Source organism: Streptomyces sp. S6 (assembly GCF_054880855.1).
The window spans coordinates 1-20,820 of the sequence record NZ_JBTYMC010000021.1; the positions used below are offsets into that span (position 1 = coordinate 1).

The window sequence follows — 20,820 nt, forward strand, 5'->3', positions numbered from 1 at the left end:
GGCGCTCGGCCCGGCTCCGGCGTCGACCGCACCCGCCGTGACGGACGGGGGAGCGCGGCGGAAGGGCGCCCTGCCGGCGTCGTCCGCGGACGGCTCCCGCGCGGACCTGCACAAGGAACTCAAGGACCTGGGCCTGCTGTAGCAACCGCTCTCAGTACTGGTCGCGGATGTCCCGCAGTATCGACTGGGTCCGCTGGGCCGACGCCGCGTGGGTCGTCATGTGGTCGAGGACTTCGAGGTGGGCCGAGACCTCCTTGCGGGAGTCCAGGTACAGGGCACCGGTCAGATACTCGGTGACGACCATGTCGGGGAGTTCGGGTTCGGCGAACCGGAACAGGGAGAACGGGGCGTACGTCCCCGGATGCGGGCCCGCCGCGAACTCGGCGACCTGGAGCGTGACCCGGTCGCGCTCACTGAACTCCAGCAGCCTGTCGAGCTGCCCGCGCATCACCGCGCCGTCGATGCTGACCGGGCGGCGCAGTACGGTCTCGTCCATCACACACCACAGGTGCGGCGGGTTCGCGCGGTCCAGGAGGGACTGGCGGGCGACGCGGAGCGTGACATGCCGCTCGATGGCCTCCGGCGTGGTCTGCCCGACCGTGCCCGCTTCGAGGACCGCGCGGGCGTAGTCCTCGGTCTGGAGGAGCCCCGGCACGAAGTGCGGCTCGTAGGAGCGGATCATCCGCGCCGCGCCCTCCAGGCTCACGTAGAGGCTGAACCACTCGGGCAGCACGTCGTGGAACCGCTGCCACCAGCCGGGCCGGTTGGCGTCCTCGGCGAGCATGACGAACGCCGCCGCCTCGTCGTTCGGGACGCCGTACGCCTCCAGCAGCACCTGGACGTAGGGGATCTTGAGGGCGACCTCGGCGGTCTCCATCCGGCGGACCGTGGCGGGCGCCACCCGCAGGGCCCGCGCCGCCTCCTCCCGGCCGAGGCCGGCCGTCTCGCGCAGCTCCTGGAGCCGTCTGCCGAGTACCACTTGTCCCACGGTGGGCGCGGGTCGCCGCTCACTCACGCCACGTCTCCCCTACGCGTCGAGAACTGTGTGCAGTGTGTCATGTTCCGGTGTGGGTCTCACGGGGGTGAAGAGAGAATCAGGGGATCAAGGGGTGAGACTGTGGCGCATGATAGGTGACATATCGTACGCCTGCCGTGCGGTACGTGACATATCACGTACCGGAATCCTGGAGGTACTTCACCGTCGCCGGGTCGGCCGGCAGGAACGTCTCCACGGCCAGTTCGGCGACCGTCACGTCCATCGGGGTGTTGAACGTGGAGATCGACGACACGAACGACAGGACCCGACCCTCGTGGGCGATCCGCATGGGCAGCGCGAAACTCGGCGTGGCCGGGCCGGGCTCCTCCTCCGGCATGTCCGCGTGCACCGGGTACGCGGCGACCTCGTCGTACAACTCCCGCAGCTTCGGCGAGCGTTGGAGAGCGAGCTGGCGCTCCATCTGGTGCAGGAGGTGGCCGCGCCACTCGCGGAGGTTCAGGATGCGCGGCGCGAGACCCTCGGGGTGCAGGGTCAGGCGCATCGCGTTGAGCGGGGGGACGAGCAGGGACTCGGGGACACCGTCCAGCAGCATCGCCATGCCACGGTTCGTCGCGACGACCGTGTACAGACCGTCCACCACCACCGCGGGGTACGGCTCGTACCCCTGGAGCAGCTGCTGAAGGCCCGCGCGCAGCCCGTCCAGCGCCGGGTCGTCGAGCGGGGTCTCCGGGAAACGCGGGGCGTAACCCGCCGCCAGCAGAAGGGCGTTGCGCTCCCGCACCGGCACGTCCAGATGCTCGGCGAGCCTCAGCACCATCTCCTCGCTCGGCCTGGAGCGCCCCGTCTCCACGAAGCTGATGTGCCGCGCCGAGGAGTCCGCCCGCAGCGCCAGCTCCAGTTGGCTCACCCGGCGCCGCTCCCGCCACGCCCGCAGCAGCGGCCCCACCCCTTGGACAGGGGCGGCGGAAGGGAGTCGGGTATCGCTCGCGACAATGGTCATGGGTACGACCGTAACCGACCGGTCGCACTCGGAAACCGGTTGCACGAAAGGGGCGTTGTGCCGATGGGGGAGCCGTGGAAGCCGCAGGACCTCGAAGCCGGGGCCGTGTACCGGGCCCGCGTGCGCGGCTGCCTGCTCGGCGGGGCCGTCGGCGACGCCCTCGGCTATCCGGTCGAGTTCCGCTCCCTGGACCGCATCCGCGCCGACCACGGCCCGCGAGGTGTCACACACTACGTACCGGACGGCCAGAACGTCACCGGCCGCATCAGCGACGACACCCAGATGACCCTCTTCACCGTCGAGGGCCTGTGCCAGATCAAGGAGAGCGAACGCCTCGGCCTGCGCACCGTCGACCGCACTCGCGTGATCCGCTGGGCCTACGACCGCTGGCTCCACACCCAGCAGGCCGTCCTCCCCGACGGCGGCCCCGCCTACGACGGCCCCCGCGGCGGACTCGTCGACGAACCCTGGCTGTACGCCCGCCGCGCCCCCGGCAACGCCTGCCTCTCCGGCCTCGGCATCCCCCACTCCGACACCGGCTGGTCCGAACTCGGCAGACCCGGCCGCGTCAACTCGGGCTCCAAAGGATGCGGCACCGTCATGCGCTCCGCCCCCTTCGGACTGACCGGCGCCGACCCGGGCACCGCCTTCGGGTTCGCCGCCCGCTGCGCCCAGATCACCCACGGCCACCCCACCGGGTACTACGCGGCCGGGGCCCTGGCCGCGATCGTCGCCCACCTCGTGCACGGCGAGTCCCTGGAGGCCGCCGTCCTGCGGACCCTGCGCCTGCTCGCCCCCTACCCCGGCCACGAGGAGACCACCACCGCACTCCAGCACGCCCTCGACCTCGCCTCCTACGACACCGCGCACGCCTCCAAGGTCGAGGAACTCGGCGCCGGGTGGGTCGCGGAGGAGGCCCTCGCCATCGCCGTGTACGCGGCCCTCGCCGAACCCGACGTGGAGAGCGCGCTGCTGCTGTCGGTCAACCACTCCGGCGACAGCGACTCCACGGGTGCGGTCTGCGGCAACCTCCTCGGCGCGCTGCACGGCGACCACGCCCTGCCGCACCGCTGGGTCCGGGAGGTCGAGGGACGCGCCCGGATCGCCGCCCTCGCCGACGACTTCGCCGCGGAGTGGGCGGGGGCGGCCGGGTGATGGCACGCTGAGACGGAAGAGCACGCCGCCTGCTGAAGGAGCCGCGCCATGTCCGCCGAACCGCTGTCCCAGAAGGAGATCGAGGAGCGGCTGGACGACCTGCCGGGCTGGTCCGTCGAGTCCGGCCGCCTCACCCGCACCTACCGGCTCCCCTCCCACGCGGACGCCGCCGCGTTCGTCGCCCGCATCGCCCGCGTCCAGGACGAGCTGAACCACCACTCCGAGCTGACACTCGGGTACGACACCGTGCGCCTGGAGGTCTCCACGCATGACGCCGGGGGCGCGTTGACCGGGAAGGACTTCGAGCTGGCGGGGAGGGTGGAGGGGGTGGCCGGAGGGCTTGGTGGTGTGTAGGGCCTCACGCATCACGCACCACGTATCTCGACCCCGTGATCGTCAGGGGAAGCCGGTGTCGAGGAGCGAATCGAACGGGCCGCGGGTCTCGGCAGCAGCTGTGTCAGCGGGAGCCGCTTCGGGTGCTCTCACTACGGGAACCGCGGCTCCTGGCACGCCCGTTCTCCATCTGCGTGAAATCCGGAGCAGAGCAGGTCGAACGCCTGGAGGGCCGCCGAGGCGACGGCGTCGCGGGCGGGCGCGGGCGGATTGCCGGACATGATGCGTCGTCGGAGCTCGCGCAGAGCGGCTCGGTGCGCTCCGGCGATGGCTCCCGCGACGAGCACGGGCAGCGCGTGGCCGGTGTCGCCGGGCGTGGCTGCGGTGTTCGGCGGATGTTCGGTCAGGGCGTTCGCCAGAGCGGCCTCGATGCGTTCGCCGATCTCGCGTTCGCGGGCGCGCAGGGCCGGGCTGTCCTCGACGACCTGCCAGAACGCGGGCGCTCCGGGCTGGAGTCCGAGCATGGGGTGGTCCTGCCGCAGGGCGGAGAGCAGGTCGTCGCGGACGGCCTCGATGGGGCAGGTTCCCGGGGCCCGACCGCGTACCAGGGCGGCGAGGTGGTTCTCGACCTCGGTCTGGCGGTCGAAGACCAGGTCTTCCTTGGCGGGGAAGTAGTTGAACACGGTGTTGGTGGACACACCCGCATGCCGGGCCACTTCGGCGACCGTGACCTGGTCGAAGCCGTGCTCCAGGAACAGCGGCAGGGCCGCGTCCGCAATCGCCGTGCGGGTCTGCTGCTTCTTGACTTCTCGAAGGCCCATGTCCCACATGGTAGTGTCACCACAAATTTGGTGTGGCACCAAGATTTTTTGGGGGAGCTCATGACCATGGCCTTCGGCATCTATCCCGGTGGCATCCTGGGCGACGACCAGGGCATCATCCATCCGGTCCGGCCGGACGAGCCGGACCGCATCAACGAGGCCCTCGACGAACTCCAAGGCGACGCGGACACGCTGGCGGTGCGCGCCTACCGCTCGTTCGCCGCCACCGTGACACCGCCGCCGCCGACGCCCGCCGATCCGCGGGCCTGCCTCCAGCGCGGGCGAACCCTGGACCTCGTACTGCAGTTCCGCGAGCCCTCCGGCGAGCTGAACGGCTGGCCGGAGTTCGTCCGCGAGGCCGTCCGGACCGGCGGCCCCGAGCTGGCGTCCGTCCAGATCTGCGAGGAGCCCAACCTCGACCTCCCCTCTGTCGACGGCAGCATCCCCAACGTTTTGAACGCGCTCGCCCAAGGTGTCATCGCCGCCAAGGAGGAGGCTCGCGCCCTCGACCGCCATGTCGCAGTCGGCTTCAACGCCGTACCGGCCTTCGACCCGCTCGACACCTTCTGGTCCGGCCTCGGCGCCCTGGCCGACACGCGCTTCCTGCAGGGCTTGGACTACATCGGCCTGGACTTCTTCCCCGACGTGTTCCGGCCCGTCGCCGCCGACCAGTTGGCAGGCGCGGTCACCGCGGTCCTCACAGCGTTCCGCCGCACCAGCCTGCCGTTGGCCGGCATCCCGGACACCATCCCGATCCGCGTGTGCGAGAACGGCTGGCCCACCGGCCCCGGCCGCACCGAGCAGCGACAGGCCGCCACTCTCGACACCGTCATTCGGACCGTCGTCGGCCTCGCCTCCGACCTGAACATCGACGGCTACTCGCTCTTCGCCCTGCGAGACGCCGACAGCAACGCCGAAGGGCTGTTCCACCACTTCGGCCTGCTGCGCGACGACTACACCCCCAAGCCGGCCTTCGCGACCTACCGGCAGCTGATCAAGGAACTGAGTGGCCCGCCGGCCGCCTCGGCTCGGCGCGCATAAGTGCCCAGACAGACCGGCGTACCGGCTCTTTGACCGGTAACTTCAAGTTGGCGGATGTTCTGTGTAGTGCATCACGCAGCACCCATCACACCCCGCAGGAGCTCAGAGGGGACCCCCACACCCATGCTCGACTACGACAAAGAAGCCGAACGCTACGACGCCCTCCGAGGCGGTGAGCCGCGGGCCGAAGCCGCTGCCGATGCGGTGCTCCGTCTGGTTCCCGACACCGCCCGCGCCCTTCTCGACCTCGGCTGTGGCACCGGGATCGTCACTCGCCGTCTCGCGGCGTCCCGCCCGGTGGTGAAGGTGACCGGCGTGGATCTCACGTACGGCATGGCGCGGCATGCGGCGGTGCGGCTCCCCGGTGCGGTCGCTCTTGCCGACGGCAGGCAACTCCCTTTCAGGGACGGCGCGTTCGACGCCGTCAGCAGTGTCTGGGTGTTGCATCTCCTGCCCGAACCGGAGGGCGTGCGCCGTACGGTCGCGGAGTGTGCGCGGGTGCTGCGGCCCGGCGGGGTGTATGTCACGACGGTCGACAAGGGGCCCTCCCACAACGTGGGCAGCGACATCGACGCCGTTCTCGCCGCCCGCCCCGCCTCCCCGGTCCCGGACGCGTCGGCGTCGGTGGAGGCGTACGCGGCGGAGGCGGGCCTGAGTCCGGTGGGGGAGGCCCGGTTCACCGGCAGGGGGCAGGGCCGCAGTCCGCGCCGCGCCATCACGGACCTCAGGCGCGGCTGGTTCATGACGCTGCCTCCGGGACACCCCCTCGCCCCCGCCTTCGAGGAACGCCTCGCCGCGCTGCCGGACCAGGAACGCCCCCGTCCTGACCCGGAGTTCAGGCTGAGGGCGTTCAGGAAGGTGCCGTAGGGAATCCCGCGTGACCCGGCAACTCCCGTACCACCGGCGGTGCCTGACGTGCCGGAACCTGTCCGTCTCCACGGGAGGTACCCCCGCATGCGGCACCCGCACCGCACCAGCGCACCCCCCTGCTCCCGACACCTCTTCCCCCTCCTGGCCGCAGCCGCCTGATCGCCACGGGACTTGTCACCCTCACCCCCCCAACCCGCGAACGCCGCCACCGCCCGTCAGGTCGAGGCCCTCGACCGAGGTGTGGTGAGCGTGCACACCGACGCCGACAACCTGGTGAGGTCGGTACGAGGGCCAACTCGACGCAGGCCAGCGGCTCGACGAACTACTTCCCTGATCATGCCGCGCGGCTACCTGCCGACAGCACCGAGGCCGCCGGTGTACACGCCATGACCGCTACCCCTCACCGCACCGACGGCGCCGGGACGACCTTGCCGTTCTCGTCCAGTGTCCGCGTCTGCCAGTACTCGTCCCACTTGTCCCCGACCTTCTGGGGAACCTTCCCCGCCGGGTAGCGCGACCAGCCCTTGTCCGGCTCCTGGCCGTTCGTGACGCAGGCGCTGCCCGCGTCGCCGACGGCCAGCACCGGGTACTCGCCGTCGGAGCAGATCGACTCCTCGATGGAGCAGCCGGTCAGCAGGGTGCCGGCCAGCCCGGCGAGGGCGAGCAGCGGCAGAAGGCGGTGGCGTGACATGACAGGCTCCCTGGTCGGTGGATACGACCAGCCTGCGGCACCCGCCACCGCCTCCTCATGAGTAGCCGTACTCATTCCTGATGGGTGATCAGGCCGTCGTGCAGCTCTGATCCCCCATCTTGAACGCCGTCGGCTTCCCGTTCACCCCCGACCAACTCCCCTGGAACCCGAAACTCACAGCGGCCCCGGCCGCGACACCCCCGTTCCAGCCGACGTTCTTCGCGGTGACGGCAGCCCCCGACTGTGTGTACCCGGCGTTCCAAATGGCCGACACCGCCTGCCCGTTGGGGAAAGTCCACCCCAACGCCCACGAACTCCACCCGCTCGTCCCGGTGTTGGTGAGCTTCACGTCCGCCTGGAACCCCCCGGACCACTGACCGGTGATCGTGTAGGAGACCGAACAGGCCCCGGTGGGTGTCGGATCGCCCCCGCCGCCCCCGCTGGTGTCCCCGTAGATCACACCCCGCCCATTGGTCGACACGTACACCCGCCCGTACACCCGCGGATCACCGGTGATCGCCGCCCCCGTCCAACCCCACTGGTGCGCATCGTCGTTGACCCGCACCCATGTCGCCCCCTTGTCGACGGACCGGAAGATCCCCCGCACCCCGCCGATCTTCGCGCTGCTGTAGAGCGTCTGGTACGACGCCCCGGCCGCCGCCTTGCCGAACCCGACCGTGTCGGCCTCCTCGACGTTCGACAGCTTCGTGAAGGTGGCCCCGGAGTCGGTGGAGTGCCACAGCCCGTACGCGGATCCGGCCGCACCGCCCGCCAGCCAGATGTCTCCCTTCACCCCGGGCAGCGCCTTGAAGCGGACGCTGTCACCGCTGGGCAGCCCGCTCGCGGCGGACGCGGTGAAGGTCGCGCCACCGTCCGAACTGACGTAGAACCTGCCGGACTTGAACCCGTAGAAGGTCCTGGCGTCGACCCGGTCCGACTCCACGGCCGCGTCCGCCGGAATCCCGCTCGACGCCTGCCAGGACGTGCCGAACCCGGTCGTGTACTGCACGCCGGTGCCGGTCGGCGCCCACACGAACCGGCTCCCGTCGGCGCTCGCCGCGACCGTACCGCCGCCGCTCACCCCTGAAGGGTCGCTCCCCGCGAACCAGTTGGCACCGTTGTCGGTCGAAAAGGCCACGTGCGGACCGGAGTCGAGGTTCCCGACGCGCACGACCGTGTTCGGGTTCGTCTCCGCGAAGTCGAGGCTCGTGGTCGTCGTGAAGTTCGGCTGCGTGAACATCATCGGCGGCACGGCCGTCAGGCTCGTGTGCCGGAAGCCGCCCACGTCACCGAGCGCGCTGAGCAGCGGGGCGCCGGACGGCGGTGAGGCGAGGTCGTTGACGGCCGTCTCCTCCAGGCCCTGCACCATCGGCTTGATCGTGATCTTGCCGCCGCTGTCCCAGTTCCCCAGGTTCTCCGTGCCGTAGAGCGTCGCGCCCGTCCCGTACATCATGCGGGAGGAGTTGAACGGGTCGATCTCCAACGCCTCGGTCATCCAGCCGAGTTTGGGCGTCTGCTCGGGCGGTGTCGGATTCCCGCCCCAGGTCAGCCAGGGCGAGGAGGAGACGTCCATGGTGAAGCGGTTCGCGCGGTCCGGGTACGACGTGTAGTCCCACGCCTTCGTCCAGGTCGCCCCGCTGTCCGTCGAGCGGAAGAACTGCGTGTCCGGCCACCAGGAGCTGTACGCGGTCGCCATGAGGGTGCCCGGCTTCTGCCGGTCGACGGTCAGACCGCTGAAGCCGTAGGTGGTGTCCGCCTCGGCGACGGGGCTGATGTCCGTCCAGGTGCCGGAGGCGGTCGCGTACCGGTAGAGCCGGCCCTTGCCGCCGTCGTACGGACCGCCCTTGTCGCTGTAGGCGAGATAGAGGCTGCCGTTCGCCAACACCCCTTTGTGGGGCAGGTATCCGGTCGGCTGCCCGGCGAGCCGGGACCATGTGACGCCCGCGTCCGTCGAGCGGTACACGGCGTTGTCCTTGTCGGCGACGCCCACGTAGATCGTGCGGGTCGCGGTGCCCGCGCCGCCGGTGGACTCGTCGAAGGTGACCCAGACGACGCCCTGGTTGTCGCTGGCGTACCCGCTCGTGTCCGTCGGATCCTGCACGTAGTCACCGGAGTTGGGGAACGCCGTCACCTGACTCCACGTCACCCCGGAGTCCGTGGACCGCCACAACCCCTTGCCGCTCGGCGCCGCCAGGTACAGCACGCTGTTCCTGTTCGGGTCGACGGCGAGCCGCTCACCCATGCCCCGGCCCGGCATGTTGCCGCCCAGCTTGAACGGCAGGTCCGCCTTCTGCCAGGTCGCGCCCTTGTCACCGGAGCGCAGGATCGCTCCGTCGCCGGGGTCCCAGCTGTTGGTGTACGTGCCGACGGCGGCGTACACCTTGTTCGCGTCGACCGGGTCCGCCGCGACGCTCGCGACGCCGGTGTGGCCGAAGTCCGTCCAGCCCACCGAGTCCAGCAGCGGCGTCCACGTCTTCGTCGACTCCTGCCAGCGGTACGTCCCACCGATGTCGGTGCGCGCGTAGGCGAGGTTCTTCTCCTTGCGGCTGAACACGATCCCGGGGACGAAACCACCCCCGTCGATCCGGGCGTTCTTCCAGGTGTAGGACTCCGGCGCGGCCTTCGCACCGGCCTCGGCGGACGGCACGCCCGCGAGCAGGCCGGCGGCCAGCGCCAGCGCGGACGTCAGAATGCGGGTTCTTCGCACGGTGGGGGTTCCTTCCTCGTGCGGCCATGTGTGAACCGGACGAAACGGGGACTGCCGGGTGGCCCCGTGTGCGGGAAGGGGCCACCCGGCGTTGATACGCGAAGCCGCGGGTCCTGTCGCCGGGCTGGCGCCTGCCGGGCGACGCCTGGCACGCACGCTCGCTGCGTTGCCGAACCGCCCACGTGGCTCCGCCACGAGGACGCTCCGGCGCCTTGCGATCGCACGCACCAGACGCCGCCCGGCCCGCCCTCCGGGCGGACGACGCCAGCCCGGCGACAGGACCCCAGCGGGGACTTATTCGAGCAGCTCCGCGTACGCACCCAGGGCCAGTGCGATGTCCGACTGGGCCCAGAACCGGTGGTAGGTGAACGAGGGTGCGGCGCCGCCGGCCAAGTACGCCTCGATCTTCGACCAGTTGGGGTCGTTCTTGTAGAAGGACCGCAGCGAGATGAACGTCGACGAGGAGTTGATCGTGTCGCCGTTCGGCATCTTCCCGGTCCAGTTGTTCGGGATGTACACGGGGTCGCCGAAGCGCTTGTAGTCGGTCCGTGTCTCCGGCGTCGCGATGCCCAGGCTGTCCTGGTAGTGCGACCACATGCCGTCGAGCAGTGCCTTGGCGACCGTCTTGGCCTGTGCGTCACCGGACTTGGCGGCGTAGTACGTCAACGTCCTCGCGTACGCGCCCGCCACGCCGACGTCGTTGGTGTAGTCGGCGACGGTGACGTGAAGTCCCGTGTTGGCTCCGGGACTCGACGCGTTCCAGGTGTCGGGCTGACCGGACCAGGAGAGCGTCGAGGGGAACCGGTAGGTGCCGTCGGGGTTGACCGTGGTCTGCGACAGCGCCCAGGAGACCCACTTGTCGAGGACGGCCTTGGCCTGCGCGTTGCCGGTCTGCTGGTAGTACTCGGCGACCCGCTCCATGGACCACGCCTGGAACCCGAACCACTGGTTGGACGGCGGGTCGTGGTAGACGGGAGCCTCGTCGTAGTACATGCCGTAGAAGGTCGACTTGCCGGCCGGGGGAGTGGCGTACCGCCCCGCCCAACTGTTCGTCGCGCCGCCCGCGATGGCGCCCTCGTTCGACTGGAGCCAGCGGTAGAACTCCAGTTGGCGGGTGAGCGAGGTCGCCCAGTCCGCCGGACCCGTCGCCGACTTGGGCTTCAGCGGCGCGTACGAGCTGAGCGCGTACGCCGCCAGGGGGTTCTGGTAGCCGCTGTGGTTGTGGCTGGAGCCGATCCGCCAGGCCCAGCCCGCGGAGGTGTCGGTCGCGCCACCCCAGGCGTAGTACCAGGACAGCAGATAGGCCGAGGAGTTCTTGCCGGACCCGGCCGGGCACGTGGAGGGGCCGACGCAGTTGCCGTTCTTCTTGAAGTACTTGTCGTACATCGCGTACCGCAGATAGTCGCCCATCTTCGCGGCCTTGCCGACGGTCGCGGAGACGTCCGATCCTTTGCCCTGCTGCTTCGCCCAGACGTCCGCCCAGTACGCGGCCTGCACGGCACGCGCGTCGGCGTCCGGCGCGTTGGTGAACTTCCACTGCTTCGAGTAGGAGTTGTCACCGGTGAACAGGTCCAGGTAGCCGTTCGTGCCGCCGTACTTGAACTGGTCGCAGGTCGGCTGCGGCACCGTCTCCCACACCGATTCCTGCGCGCCGCGCTGGAAGGTGTTGATGTACGACGGACCGGTGGACGTCGGACCCGCCTCGCACTTGCCGGGCCCGTTGCCGTACCCGTAGACGTTGTCCACGTCCTGGAGCCAGTGCATGCCGTAGATGTCGTCCGTGCCGTACGCGGACTTCAGCTCGCCCGCGATCGGGTCCTGGCCCACCGGCACCGAGGTGTCGAGCCGCGCCGGGTACTCGTTCGGGGTGTCCAGCTCGGGCGCGTAGGTGGCCGGCTTGGACGCGTTGTAGAAGGAATTCGTCGGCTGGTCGGCGTGGGTGGGGATCATGTACTTCTCCATGAGACCCCACGCGCTGTTGAACTTCGACCAGTCACCGGTGACCCTGCCGTACGTCGCCTGGAGCCACAGCAGATAGCTGTACGCCTCGGACGTCGTCTCGTGCCCCTGGTCCGGTGCCTCGACGATCAGCGTCTCCACCGAGTGGTACGGGACGCCCTCCGGCGAGAAGTAGCCGTTCGCCGGGTTGGTGATCTTCCCGTACAGGTCCAGGAACCGGGCGTCGTACGTCTTCTGCCCGGCGATCTGGGTGGCCGTGACCGTCGCCTTCGCGAGGCCGGTCGCCGTCGAGTCGAAGGCCGCGGCTCCGGTGCCGGTCGCGTCACCGGTGATCGTCACCGTCTGCGGGGTGCTCCAGTTCGACGCCGTGAAGGTGAGCGAGGCGCCGCCGGTCACCGTCAGGCCGGTGTTGCCGGAGACCCGCGCGGTCGTCACCGTCGTGCTCGACGACGGCTGCGTCGACAGGCGCAGCGTGTACGTGCCCGTCTTGCCCTGCTGGACGGCGAGTTGGGTCACCGACGCGACGACCGCGGGGCCCGAGGCCACGGTGATGCCGACCGGCGTCGAGGTGCCCGTCGCGCCCAGGCTGTCGTACGCCTTCGCGACCAGGGAGTGCGCGCCGACGGCGAGGCCGGTCGCCGAGAACGTGTACGGCGCCGTGGTGTCCGTGCCGAGGAGGGTCGTGTCGTCGTAGAACTCGACCTTCGAGATCGTCGCGTTGTCCGCGGCGGCGGCCGTCGCGGCGAGCGGGACGGCGGTGCCCTGCGTGTAGGTCGCGCCCGCGGTGGGGCTGGTCAGCACGGTGATCGGCGGCTGGTGGGCGCCGACGCAGGAGGTGCCGTTGACCGTGAAGTTCGTCGGCGCCGCGTTGGTGCCGCTGTAGCTGAACTGGGCGCCCGTGGTCACCGCCGCGCCCGCGGCGATGTTCGCGTTGTGCGGGGCGTTGCGCACGGAGACCGCGGTGCCGGACTGCGACCATGTGCCGTTCCAGCCGTTGGAGAGCCTCTGGTTGCCGGAGTAGGAGTAGCCGAGCGTCCATCCGCTGATGGCGTCGGTGCCCCGGTTGGTGATCGTCAGGTCGGCGGTGAAACCGCTTCCCCAGTCATTGGTCTTGTAGTCGACACTGCACTGAAGTGCCGCCGCCTGGGCGGTACTTGAGAGCGTGGACAGGGTGGCCAGCGGGAGCGCGAGGGCCGCCAGTGCGGCGGTCCACAGGCGCCGCGTCCTACGGCGTCTGCGTCGGGGATCCATGTGCTGGTTCCTCCTTGCGGCTCGGGGAGTGCTCGGGGGCGTGGGGGCGGAGCAACAAGCCTTGAACCAGTGGGAGCGCTCCCATAGTGGGGATGGGGGTGTCGGAGGTCAAGGCGCTTGAAGAGTCGAAAAGATTCGACGCGCGTTGATTGGGGGAAAGTCAGCGAAAGTCGGTGACTCCCCTGTTCTTTACCGGGGCTTGCCGCTAGCTTCGTTGACACCAGTGGGAGCGGTTCCATCAGTCGGCGCGTCAGGTCATGACGCCCTGAGCTGCAAGGAGTCGCTCATGCGACACCCTCCGCGTTCAGTACTTTGAGCCGCCGCCGGCCTCGGCGCACGGCAGGACGCCCGTGCGCGTACCGCCCTGGACCTTCGCGACCGCCCCGAGCCACGCGGTCCTCCGCGCTGTGAACGGCCGCTGTGAACGGCGCTCTCCCCCCGAGGAAACGAGAAGCACCCGCACCCCCGAAGAGAAGGAAACCCGCACTCATGAGCCGTAGCAGAACAGCGATGCTCGCCGCCTTGGCGCTCGTCGCCGGCGCCTCCGGGACCGCGCTGGCGATGGTCCCGAACGCCGGGTCGCTCGCCGCGATCCCCTGCACCGTCGACTACAAGGTGCAGAACGAGTGGAGCACCGGCTTCACCGCCAACGTCACCGTCACCAACAACTCGGCCGCCAAGTCGAGTTGGGCCGTGAAGTGGTCCTACGGCGGCAACCAGCAGGTCACCAGCGGCTGGAACGCGAAGGTCACCCAGTCCGGGACGGCCGTCACCGCGGCCAACGAGTCGTACAACGGCTCGCTGCCGACCGGCGGTTCGGTCAGCTTCGGGCTCCAGGCGTCCTACAGCGGCGGCAACGCGCTGCCCGCGACGTTCACGCTCGACGGCGTCACCTGCAACGTCGACGGCGGACCCACCGGCCCGACCGGACCCACCGACCCCGGCACCCCCGGCGGCGGCAACCGCGTCGACAACCCGTACGCCGGCGCCAAGGTGTACGTCAACCCGGACTGGGCGGCCAACGCGGCGGCCGAGCCCGGCGGTTCGCGGATCGCCAACCAGCCGACCGGCGTCTGGCTCGACCGGATCGCCGCGATCACCGGCACGAGCACCGGCCGCGGCCTGCGCGCCCACCTCGACGCGGCGCTCGCCCAGAAGGGCAGCGGCGAGATGGTCGTCCAGCTCGTCGTCTACGACCTGCCCGGCCGGGACTGCTCCGCGCTCGCCTCCAACGGGGAACTCGGCCCGACGGAGATCGACAAGTACAAGACGCAGTTCATCGACCCGATCGCCGCGATCCTCGCCGACCCCAAGTACGCCTCGCTGCGGATCGTCAACGCGATCGAGATCGACTCGCTGCCCAACCTGATCACCAACACGGGCAGCCGGCCCACCGCCGTCCCCGCCTGTGACGTGATGAAGGCGAACGGCAACTACGTCAAGGGCGTCGGGTACGCGCTGAACAAGCTCGGCGCGATCCCCAACGTCTACAACTACATCGACGCAGGGCACCACGGCTGGCTCGGCTGGGACGACAACTTCGCGCCCACCGCCCAGATCCTGCACACGGCCGCCACCTCCGAGGGCGCGACCGTCGACGACGTCCACGGCTTCATCACCAACACGGCCAACTACAGCGCCCTGAAGGAGACCAACTTCTCCATCGGCGACACCGTGGCCGGGAAGTCGGTGCGCGAGTCGAAGTGGGTCGACTGGAACCGCTACACGGACGAGCAGTCGTACGCGCAGGCCCTGCGCACCCAGCTGGTCACCGCCGGGTTCCGGTCGAACATCGGCATGCTGATCGACACCTCCCGCAACGGCTGGGGCGGCAGCGCGCGGCCCGCCGGACCCGGCCCGAAGACCACCGTGGACACGTACGTCGAGGGCGGGCGCATCGACCGCCGCATCCACGTCGGGAACTGGTGCAACCAGGCCGGCGCCGGGCTCGGCGAACGCCCGAAGGCCGCTCCCGCCGCCGGGATCGACGCGTATGTGTGGATGAAGCCGCCGGGCGAGTCCGACGGTGCCTCCCAGGCGGTGCCGAACGACGAGGGCAAGGGCTTCGACCGTATGTGCGACCCGACGTACACCGGCAACCCGCGCAACAACAACAACCTGTCCGGGGCGCTGCCCAACTCGCCGCTGGCCGGGCACTGGTTCTCCGCCCAGTTCCAGCAGCTGATGCAGAACGCCTACCCGCCGCTCAGCTGACTTCCCCGTCCCGGGTCCGGCGGGTGGTGTCGGTGGTACCTCACACATCACACCCGACACCTCATACCCCGGCGGACCCGGGAACCAGATGAGCCGGTTTTGCCGGGACGGCAATTTTTTGCCGTCCCGGCAAGAGAGCTGGCCCCTTCCCGGTGCGGCGGCGCACGCTGGCGCCCTCACCGAAGAGAGGCTGACCGGCATGGCACACCAGCACCACCACGGCACCCACCAGCACAGCACCCACCACCACGGCACCGACCACGAGGGCGACACCGGCATCGACTGGGCCGAGATGGCCCAGCACCTCGAATCCCAGGCCGAGTTGTACGCGCCCTGGTACGAGCGGGCGTTCACCTGGCTCGGCAAGGAGATCACCGAACCCGGCCTGATCGTGGACGTCGGCAGCGGACCCGGCGTCGTCACCGGACTGCTCGCCGAGGCGTTCCCCGGCGCCCGGGTGATCGCCGCCGACGGCTCGCAGCCGCTCCTCGACCGCGCCCGCGAACGCGCCGAACGCCTCGGGCACGCGGACCGCTTCGGCACGCTCGCCGGTGAACTCCCCGGCAGCCTGGCCGAGTTGGACTACCCCGCCGACCTCCTGTGGGCCGGCCGCAGCCTGCACCACCTCGGCGACCAGCGCGCCGCGCTCACCGCCTGCGCGAACCGCCTCGCCCCCGGCGGCACACTCGCGCTGATGGAGGGCGGCCTGCCCACCCGCTTCCTTCCCCGCGACCTCGGCTTCGGCCGCCCCGCCCTGGAGACCCGCCTCGACGCGGTCTCCGCGGACTGGTTCGCCCGGATGCGCGCCGAACTCCCCGGCTCCGTCGCCGAGACGGAGGACTGGGCCGCCCTCCTCACCTCGGCCGGCCTGAAGCACGCCCGCACCCGCACCTTCCTCCTCGACCTCCCCGCCCCCGCCTCCGACCGGGCCCGCGCCTACGCCGCCGAGATGTTCACCCGCATGCGGGACGGCATCGGCGAGCACCTCGACGCCGACGACCGCACCACCCTCGACCGGCTCCTCGACCCCACCGACCCGGCGAGCGTCCACCGCCGCCCCGACCTGTACGTCCTCGCGGCCCACACGGTCCACACGGCGGTCAAGCCCGCCTGAACTCCGGGGCCTTGACATCGAGAGCGCTCCAAGTGATGAACTCCCTGCCGAACCAAGGGGGTCCACCATGAACGACACTCGCGTCGCTCTCATCACCGGCGGCGGCAGCGGCATCGGCGCCGCCGTCGCCCGCCAGTTGCTCGCCAAGGGCTGGAAAGTCGCCGTCACCGGCCGGGGCGAGGAACGCCTCAGCTCCTTCGCGAAGGAACTCGGCGAGCCCGAGGGTCTGTTGACCTTCCCCGGTCACGCGGCCGAGTACGCCGACGTCCGGCACGCGGTCACCAAGACCCTTGAGACGTACGGCCGTCTGGACGCCGTCGTCGCCAACGCCGGTACGGCCACGCACGATTCGGTCGCCGAGGGGGACCCGGCGGGCTGGCCGGAGATGATCCTCACCAACGTGCTGGGCCCGGCGCTGCTGATCCGCGCCTCGATCGACGCGCTGAAGGAGACGAAGGGCCGGATCGTGCTGGTCGGCAGCGTCGCCGGGTTCGTGCACGGCCCCGGCAACCTGTACGGGGCGACGAAGTGGGCCGTCACCGGGCTCGCCGAGAACACCCGCCGCCAGGTCACCGAGTGGGGCGTCGGCGTCACCCTGATCGCGCCGGGGCGCACCGAGACGCCGTTCTGGGACAGCTACGGAAGCCTGCCGCCCGGCCACCTCCTGACGGCGGATCAGATCGCCGACTCGGTGGTGTGGTCGATGGACCAGCCCGAGGGCGTGGACGTCAACACCGTCGTCGTCCGCCCGATCGGGCAGCCCGTGTAGCGCGGAGGGGGTGGGGGTTCACATGCGAACCCCCACCCCCTCGACTCGCCACGCGTCAGGCGACGTTGAACTCCGCCGGGTCCGGGCCGATCCGTCGGTCCTCGTTCAGGGCGCTGATCGCCGCCAGGTCCTCGTCGTCCAGGGAGAAGTCGAAGACCTCGATGTTCTCCTTGATCCGGGACGGGGTCACCGACTTCGGGATCACGACGTTGCCGAGCTGGAGGTGCCAGCGCAGGACGACCTGGGCCGGGGTGCGGCCGTGCTTCTGGGCGATGGCGATGATCGCCGGGACCTCCAGGAGGCCCTTGCCCTGGCCGAGCGGCGACCACGCCTCGGTGGCGATGCCCTGCTCGGCGTGCACCTCGCGCAGCACGCGCTGCTGGAGGTGGGGGTGGAGCTCGATCTGGTTGACCGCCGGGATCACGGACGTCTCCGCGACGAGGCGCTCCAGGTGCTCCGGGTGGAAGTTGGACACGCCGATGGCCTTGATCCGGCCGTCCGCGTACAGCTTCTCGAACGCGCGGTACGTGTCGACGTAGAGGTCACGGGCCGGGGTCGGCCAGTGGATCAGGTACAGGTCGACGTAGTCGAGGCCCAGCTTGCCGAGGGACTCGTCGAACGCGCGCAGCGTCGAGTCGTAGCCCTGCTCGGAGTTCCACAGCTTGGTGGTGACGAAGAGGTCCTCGCGGGCCACACCGGCGGAGGCGAGCGCCTTGCCGGTGCCCTCCTCGTTGCCGTAGATCGCGGCCGTGTCGATGCTGCGGTACCCGGCCTCCAGGGCCGTCGCGACCGCGCGCTCCGCCTCGTCGTCCGGCACCTGCCACACGCCGAAGCCCAGCTGGGGCATCTCGACGCCGTTGTTCAGGATGGTCGGGGGGACCTTGCTGCTCACGCGCTCTCGATCCTTAGGTTGTCCGTCAAGGGTGCTTCCATGGTCAACGATCACGGTACGCGGCGCATTCCACCTGCGGAAAGCAGTGGCCCGGCTCACTTCCGGTACAGCGCCTCGACCTCTTTCGCGTAAGCGTTCTCGATCGCCTTGCGCTTCAGCTTCAGCGACGGCGTCAGCAGGCCGTGCTCCTCGGTGAACGGCTGGGCCAGGATCCGGAACGTCCGGATCTGCTCGGCCTGCGAGACCAGCGTGTTCGCGGCGACGACGGCCCGGCGCACCTCGGCCTCCAGCTCGCCGTCGTGCACGAGTTCGGCGGGGGACAGGGCGCCGGGCTTGCCCCGCATCCGCAGCCAGTGCTCGACGCCCTCCGGGTCGAGGGTGATCAGGGCGGCGACGAAGGGGCGGTCGTTGCCGATCAGGACGCACTGGCCGACCAGCGGATGGTCGCGCACCCGCTCCTCCAGCGGGCCCGGCGAGACGCTCTTGCCGCCGGACGTGACGATGATCTCCTTCTTGCGGCCGGTGATCGTCAGATAGCCGTCCCCGTCCAGAGAGCCCAGGTCACCGGTGGCGAGCCAGCCGTCGTGCAGCGCCTGGTCGGTCGCCTTCGGGTTGTTCAGATAGGCGGGGAAGACGTTCTCGCCGCGCAGCCACACCTCCCCGTCGTCCGCGATGTGCACGGTCATGCCCGGGATCGGCTGCCCGACGGTGCCGTAACGGGTGCGGCCCGGCGGGTTCGCGGTCGCCGCCGCCGTCGTCTCCGTCAGGCCGTACCCCTCGTAGACCTGCACGCCCGCGCCCGCGAAGAACAGCCCGAGGCGGCGGTCCATGGCCGAGCCGCCGGAGACGGCCTGGCGGACCTTGCCGCCCATCGCGGCCCGCACCTTCGCGTAGACCAGCTTGTCGAACACCTGGTGCTGCATGCGCAGCCCGGCCGACGGCCCGGGGCCCGTCCCCCACGCCTTCGCCTCCACGGCCTCCGCGTACGCGACGGCGATGTCGACGGCCTTCTCGAACGCCCCCGACCGTCCCTCGCGCTCGGCCTTGCGGCGGGCGGCGGAGAACACCTTCTCGAAGATGTACGGCACGGCCAGGAAGAACGTCGGCCGGAAGGCGGCCAGGTCCGGCAGCAGCACCGACGCCTGCATCTGCGGCTGGTGCCCGAACCGCACCTTGGCCCGCAGCGCCGCGACCTGCACCATCCGCCCGAAGACGTGCGCCAGCGGCAGGAACAGCAGCGTCGCCGGCTCGTCGCCGCGCCGGGAGCGGAAGATCGGCTCCCAGTACCGGATCACGGTGTCGGCCTCGAACATCAGGTTCCCGTGCGTGATCACGCACCCCTTGGGCCGCCCCGTGGTCCCCGAGGTGTAGATCACGCTGGCCACCGATTCCGGCGTGACGGCCTCCCGGTGCCGGTGCACCACCTCGTCGTCCAGATGCGCGCCGCCGTCGTACAGCTCCCGCACGACACCCGTGTCGAGCTGCCACAGCTCGCGCAGGGAAGGGAGGCGGTCGATGACGGTGGCGAGCGTCATCGCGTGGTCCTCGTGCTCGACGACGGCGGCCACGCAGTCGCTGTCGTACAGCATCCACAGGCATTGCTCGGCGGACGACGTCGGATACACCGGCACCACGTGCGCGCCGATCGTCCACAGCGCGTAGTCGAAGAGCGTCCACTCGTAGCGGGTGCGGGACATGATCGCGACGCGGTCGCCGAACCGGATGCCCCGCGAGAGCAGGCCCTTGGCCAGTGCCAGGACCTCGTCACGGAACTCGGCGGCGGTGACGTCACGCCACGCGCCGTCCTCCCCCCGGCGGCCCAGCGCGAGGTACCGGGGGTCGTCCTCGGCGTACCGGAACACGGAGTCGGCGAGGCCGCCGACAGGGGGTACCGACGCCAACGCAGGGTTGGTGAACTCGCGCAACCTCGCACCCCGCTTCTTCCCGGCCGTTTTGCGCGGTGAAAGCTACCCCAAGGGGGCGAACGGCGGGAGGGGGCCGAAAACGGAGTGATGCTCTCGTACGGGCCGCTCCGGGCGGGAGATTCCGTGCACGGGGGAAGAGAACGGACAGAAAACTGACGGTTCGGTAAGTGTCGAGGCGCCGATCTCCACGGAATCCACCCGCACGGGGGTCAGGGCCGGTGCAGGCGGACGCCTCCGGCGAGGATCGCGGCGGCGAGCGCGTCGGCCGCACCTGCCGCTTCCGTCCTCGTGGGGCCGTAGCCGTGCATGAGGACGAAGTCCACCGCCCCCAGCTCCGGCAGCCCGAACCGGTCCGGCACCCGCACCAGCCCCGGCGGGACCACCGTCCGCGAGTGCGCCATCACCCCGAGGCCCGCCCGCGCCGCCGCGATCAGCCCGTTCAGGCTGCCGCTCGTGCACACGATCCGCCACGCCCGGCCCTGCCGCTCCAACGCCTCCAGCGCGAGCGCCCGGGTGATGCCGGGCGGCGGGTAGACGATGAGGGGGACGGGGCGCCGCGGATCGAGCCGCAGCCGTTCGGCGCCGATCCACACCAGCTCGTCGTGCCACACCAGCTCGCCCCGGGGGTCCTCCGGACGCCGCTTGGCGAGGACGAGGTCCAGTTTCCCGGCGGCGAGCTGCTCGTGCAGCGTGCCGGACAGCTCGACGGTCAACTCCAGGTCGACCTCGGGGTGTTCGTACCGGAACCCCTCCAGGATCTCCGGCAGCCGGGTCAGCACGAAGTCCTCCGACGCCCCGAACCGCAGCCGCCCCCGCAGCCGGGTCCCCGTGAAGAACGCGGCGGCCTGCTCGTGCACGGCCAGGATCCGCCGCGCGAACCCGAGCATCGCCTCGCCGTCCTCCGTCAGCTCGACGGAGTGCGTGTCCCGGGTGAACAGGGTGCGGCCGGCCGCGTCCTCCAGACGGCGGACGTGCTGGCTCACCGTCGACTGGCGCAGCCCGAGGCGGCGGGCCGCCTGCGTGAAGCTGAGGGTTTGCGCGACGGTGAGGAAGGTACGCAGGTGGGACGGGTCGTACATGG

16 protein-coding genes are annotated in these 20,820 nt (G+C 70.5%); 7 read left to right on the plus strand and 9 right to left on the minus strand.

The window, feature by feature from the left end; translation table 11 throughout:
- Positions 1–151: 151 nt before the first annotated feature.
- Both ACVNF4_RS05070 and ACVNF4_RS05075 read right to left on the minus strand, forming a co-directional pair.
- Positions 152–1,015: a helix-turn-helix domain-containing protein gene (locus ACVNF4_RS05070; RefSeq protein WP_461801434.1), complete on the minus strand. Its 864-nt coding sequence runs from the start codon at positions 1,013–1,015 to the stop codon at positions 152–154.
- Between the two features lie 154 nt (positions 1,016–1,169).
- On the minus strand, positions 1,170–1,997 hold the full coding sequence (locus ACVNF4_RS05075) for a helix-turn-helix domain-containing protein (RefSeq protein WP_461801435.1): 828 nt from the start codon (positions 1,995–1,997) through the stop codon (positions 1,170–1,172).
- A gap of 63 nt (positions 1,998–2,060) precedes the next feature.
- Between ACVNF4_RS05075 and ACVNF4_RS05080 the strand changes: the two genes are divergently transcribed.
- Together ACVNF4_RS05080 and ACVNF4_RS05085 are read left to right on the plus strand one after the other, a co-directional pair.
- Positions 2,061–3,152, plus strand: coding sequence for an ADP-ribosylglycohydrolase family protein (locus ACVNF4_RS05080; protein ID WP_461801436.1), 1,092 nt, complete (start codon positions 2,061–2,063; stop codon positions 3,150–3,152).
- Between the two features lie 48 nt (positions 3,153–3,200).
- Positions 3,201–3,506 carry a 4a-hydroxytetrahydrobiopterin dehydratase gene (locus tag ACVNF4_RS05085; RefSeq protein ID WP_461801437.1) on the plus strand — a complete coding sequence of 102 codons (306 nt, stop codon included), beginning with the start codon at positions 3,201–3,203 and terminating at the stop codon, positions 3,504–3,506.
- Between the two features lie 131 nt (positions 3,507–3,637).
- Here the strand turns inward: ACVNF4_RS05085 and ACVNF4_RS05090 are convergent, their stop codons facing one another.
- Positions 3,638–4,306 (minus strand): TetR/AcrR family transcriptional regulator, encoded by a 669-nt coding sequence (locus tag ACVNF4_RS05090; RefSeq protein WP_461801438.1) that lies wholly within the window; start codon positions 4,304–4,306, stop codon positions 3,638–3,640.
- A 60-nt stretch (positions 4,307–4,366) separates the two neighbouring features.
- On the opposite strand from ACVNF4_RS05090, the gene ACVNF4_RS05095 reads away from it, so the two are divergent.
- Positions 4,367–5,347 (plus strand): hypothetical protein, encoded by a 981-nt coding sequence (locus ACVNF4_RS05095; protein WP_461801439.1) that lies wholly within the window; start codon positions 4,367–4,369, stop codon positions 5,345–5,347.
- A gap of 123 nt (positions 5,348–5,470) precedes the next feature.
- The gene (locus ACVNF4_RS05100; RefSeq protein ID WP_461801440.1) at positions 5,471–6,214 is read left to right on the plus strand and encodes a class I SAM-dependent methyltransferase; all 744 of its coding nucleotides are present in this window, start codon (positions 5,471–5,473) and stop codon (positions 6,212–6,214) included.
- Positions 6,215–6,617: 403 nt separating this feature from the next.
- On the opposite strand, the gene ACVNF4_RS05105 is transcribed toward ACVNF4_RS05100, so the two are convergent.
- The 3 genes from ACVNF4_RS05105 to ACVNF4_RS05115 all read right to left on the minus strand — a co-directional run bounded on the left by ACVNF4_RS05105 (position 6,618) and on the right by ACVNF4_RS05115 (position 12,825).
- Positions 6,618–6,908, minus strand: a complete 291-nt coding sequence (locus ACVNF4_RS05105) for an SCO0607 family lipoprotein (RefSeq protein ID WP_461801441.1) — start codon at positions 6,906–6,908, stop codon at positions 6,618–6,620.
- A gap of 88 nt (positions 6,909–6,996) precedes the next feature.
- Positions 6,997–9,615, minus strand: coding sequence for a cellulose binding domain-containing protein (locus ACVNF4_RS05110; RefSeq protein ID WP_461801442.1), 2,619 nt, complete (start codon positions 9,613–9,615; stop codon positions 6,997–6,999).
- Between the two features lie 294 nt (positions 9,616–9,909).
- On the minus strand, positions 9,910–12,825 hold the full coding sequence (locus ACVNF4_RS05115; protein ID WP_461801443.1) for a glycoside hydrolase family 48 protein: 2,916 nt from the start codon (positions 12,823–12,825) through the stop codon (positions 9,910–9,912).
- 489 nt (positions 12,826–13,314) lie between these two features.
- Between ACVNF4_RS05115 and ACVNF4_RS05120 the strand changes: the two genes are divergently transcribed.
- The 3 genes from ACVNF4_RS05120 (at position 13,315) to ACVNF4_RS05130 (ending at position 16,922) form a co-directional block, all read left to right on the plus strand.
- Entirely contained in the window at positions 13,315–15,039 is a 1,725-nt protein-coding gene (locus ACVNF4_RS05120; protein WP_461801444.1) for a glycoside hydrolase family 6 protein, read from the plus strand.
- A 199-nt stretch (positions 15,040–15,238) separates the two neighbouring features.
- Entirely contained in the window at positions 15,239–16,153 is a 915-nt protein-coding gene (locus ACVNF4_RS05125; RefSeq protein ID WP_461801445.1) for a class I SAM-dependent methyltransferase, read from the plus strand.
- 67 nt (positions 16,154–16,220) lie between these two features.
- On the plus strand, positions 16,221–16,922 hold the full coding sequence (locus tag ACVNF4_RS05130) for an SDR family oxidoreductase (protein WP_461801446.1): 702 nt from the start codon (positions 16,221–16,223) through the stop codon (positions 16,920–16,922).
- A gap of 55 nt (positions 16,923–16,977) precedes the next feature.
- Here the strand turns inward: ACVNF4_RS05130 and ACVNF4_RS05135 are convergent, their stop codons facing one another.
- From ACVNF4_RS05135 to ACVNF4_RS05145, 3 genes are all read right to left on the minus strand, one after another.
- A complete protein-coding gene (locus ACVNF4_RS05135; RefSeq protein WP_461801447.1) occupies positions 16,978–17,814 on the minus strand; it encodes an aldo/keto reductase in 837 nt (278 codons plus the stop codon).
- A 95-nt stretch (positions 17,815–17,909) separates the two neighbouring features.
- Entirely contained in the window at positions 17,910–19,739 is a 1,830-nt protein-coding gene (locus ACVNF4_RS05140; protein WP_461801448.1) for an AMP-dependent synthetase/ligase, read from the minus strand.
- 209 nt (positions 19,740–19,948) lie between these two features.
- Positions 19,949–20,818, minus strand: a complete 870-nt coding sequence (locus tag ACVNF4_RS05145; RefSeq protein ID WP_461801449.1) for a LysR substrate-binding domain-containing protein — start codon at positions 20,816–20,818, stop codon at positions 19,949–19,951.
- Positions 20,819–20,820: the final 2 nt, after the last annotated feature.

Coding starts and splice junctions, on each gene's coding strand:
- ACVNF4_RS05075 (WP_461801435.1), bottom strand. CDS start 1,997: ATGACCATTGTCGCGAGCGATACCCGACTCCCTTCCGCCGCCCCTGTC.
- ACVNF4_RS05080 (WP_461801436.1), top strand. CDS start 2,061: ATGGGGGAGCCGTGGAAGCCGCAGGACCTCGAAGCCGGGGCCGTGTAC.
- ACVNF4_RS05085 (WP_461801437.1), top strand. CDS start 3,201: ATGTCCGCCGAACCGCTGTCCCAGAAGGAGATCGAGGAGCGGCTGGAC.
- ACVNF4_RS05090 (WP_461801438.1), bottom strand. CDS start 4,306: ATGGGCCTTCGAGAAGTCAAGAAGCAGCAGACCCGCACGGCGATTGCG.
- ACVNF4_RS05095 (WP_461801439.1), top strand. CDS start 4,367: ATGACCATGGCCTTCGGCATCTATCCCGGTGGCATCCTGGGCGACGAC.
- ACVNF4_RS05100 (WP_461801440.1), top strand. CDS start 5,471: ATGCTCGACTACGACAAAGAAGCCGAACGCTACGACGCCCTCCGAGGC.
- ACVNF4_RS05105 (WP_461801441.1), bottom strand. CDS start 6,908: ATGTCACGCCACCGCCTTCTGCCGCTGCTCGCCCTCGCCGGGCTGGCC.
- ACVNF4_RS05115 (WP_461801443.1), bottom strand. CDS start 12,825: ATGGATCCCCGACGCAGACGCCGTAGGACGCGGCGCCTGTGGACCGCC.
- ACVNF4_RS05120 (WP_461801444.1), top strand. CDS start 13,315: ATGAGCCGTAGCAGAACAGCGATGCTCGCCGCCTTGGCGCTCGTCGCC.
- ACVNF4_RS05125 (WP_461801445.1), top strand. CDS start 15,239: ATGGCACACCAGCACCACCACGGCACCCACCAGCACAGCACCCACCAC.
- ACVNF4_RS05130 (WP_461801446.1), top strand. CDS start 16,221: ATGAACGACACTCGCGTCGCTCTCATCACCGGCGGCGGCAGCGGCATC.
- ACVNF4_RS05145 (WP_461801449.1), bottom strand. CDS start 20,818: ATGTACGACCCGTCCCACCTGCGTACCTTCCTCACCGTCGCGCAAACC.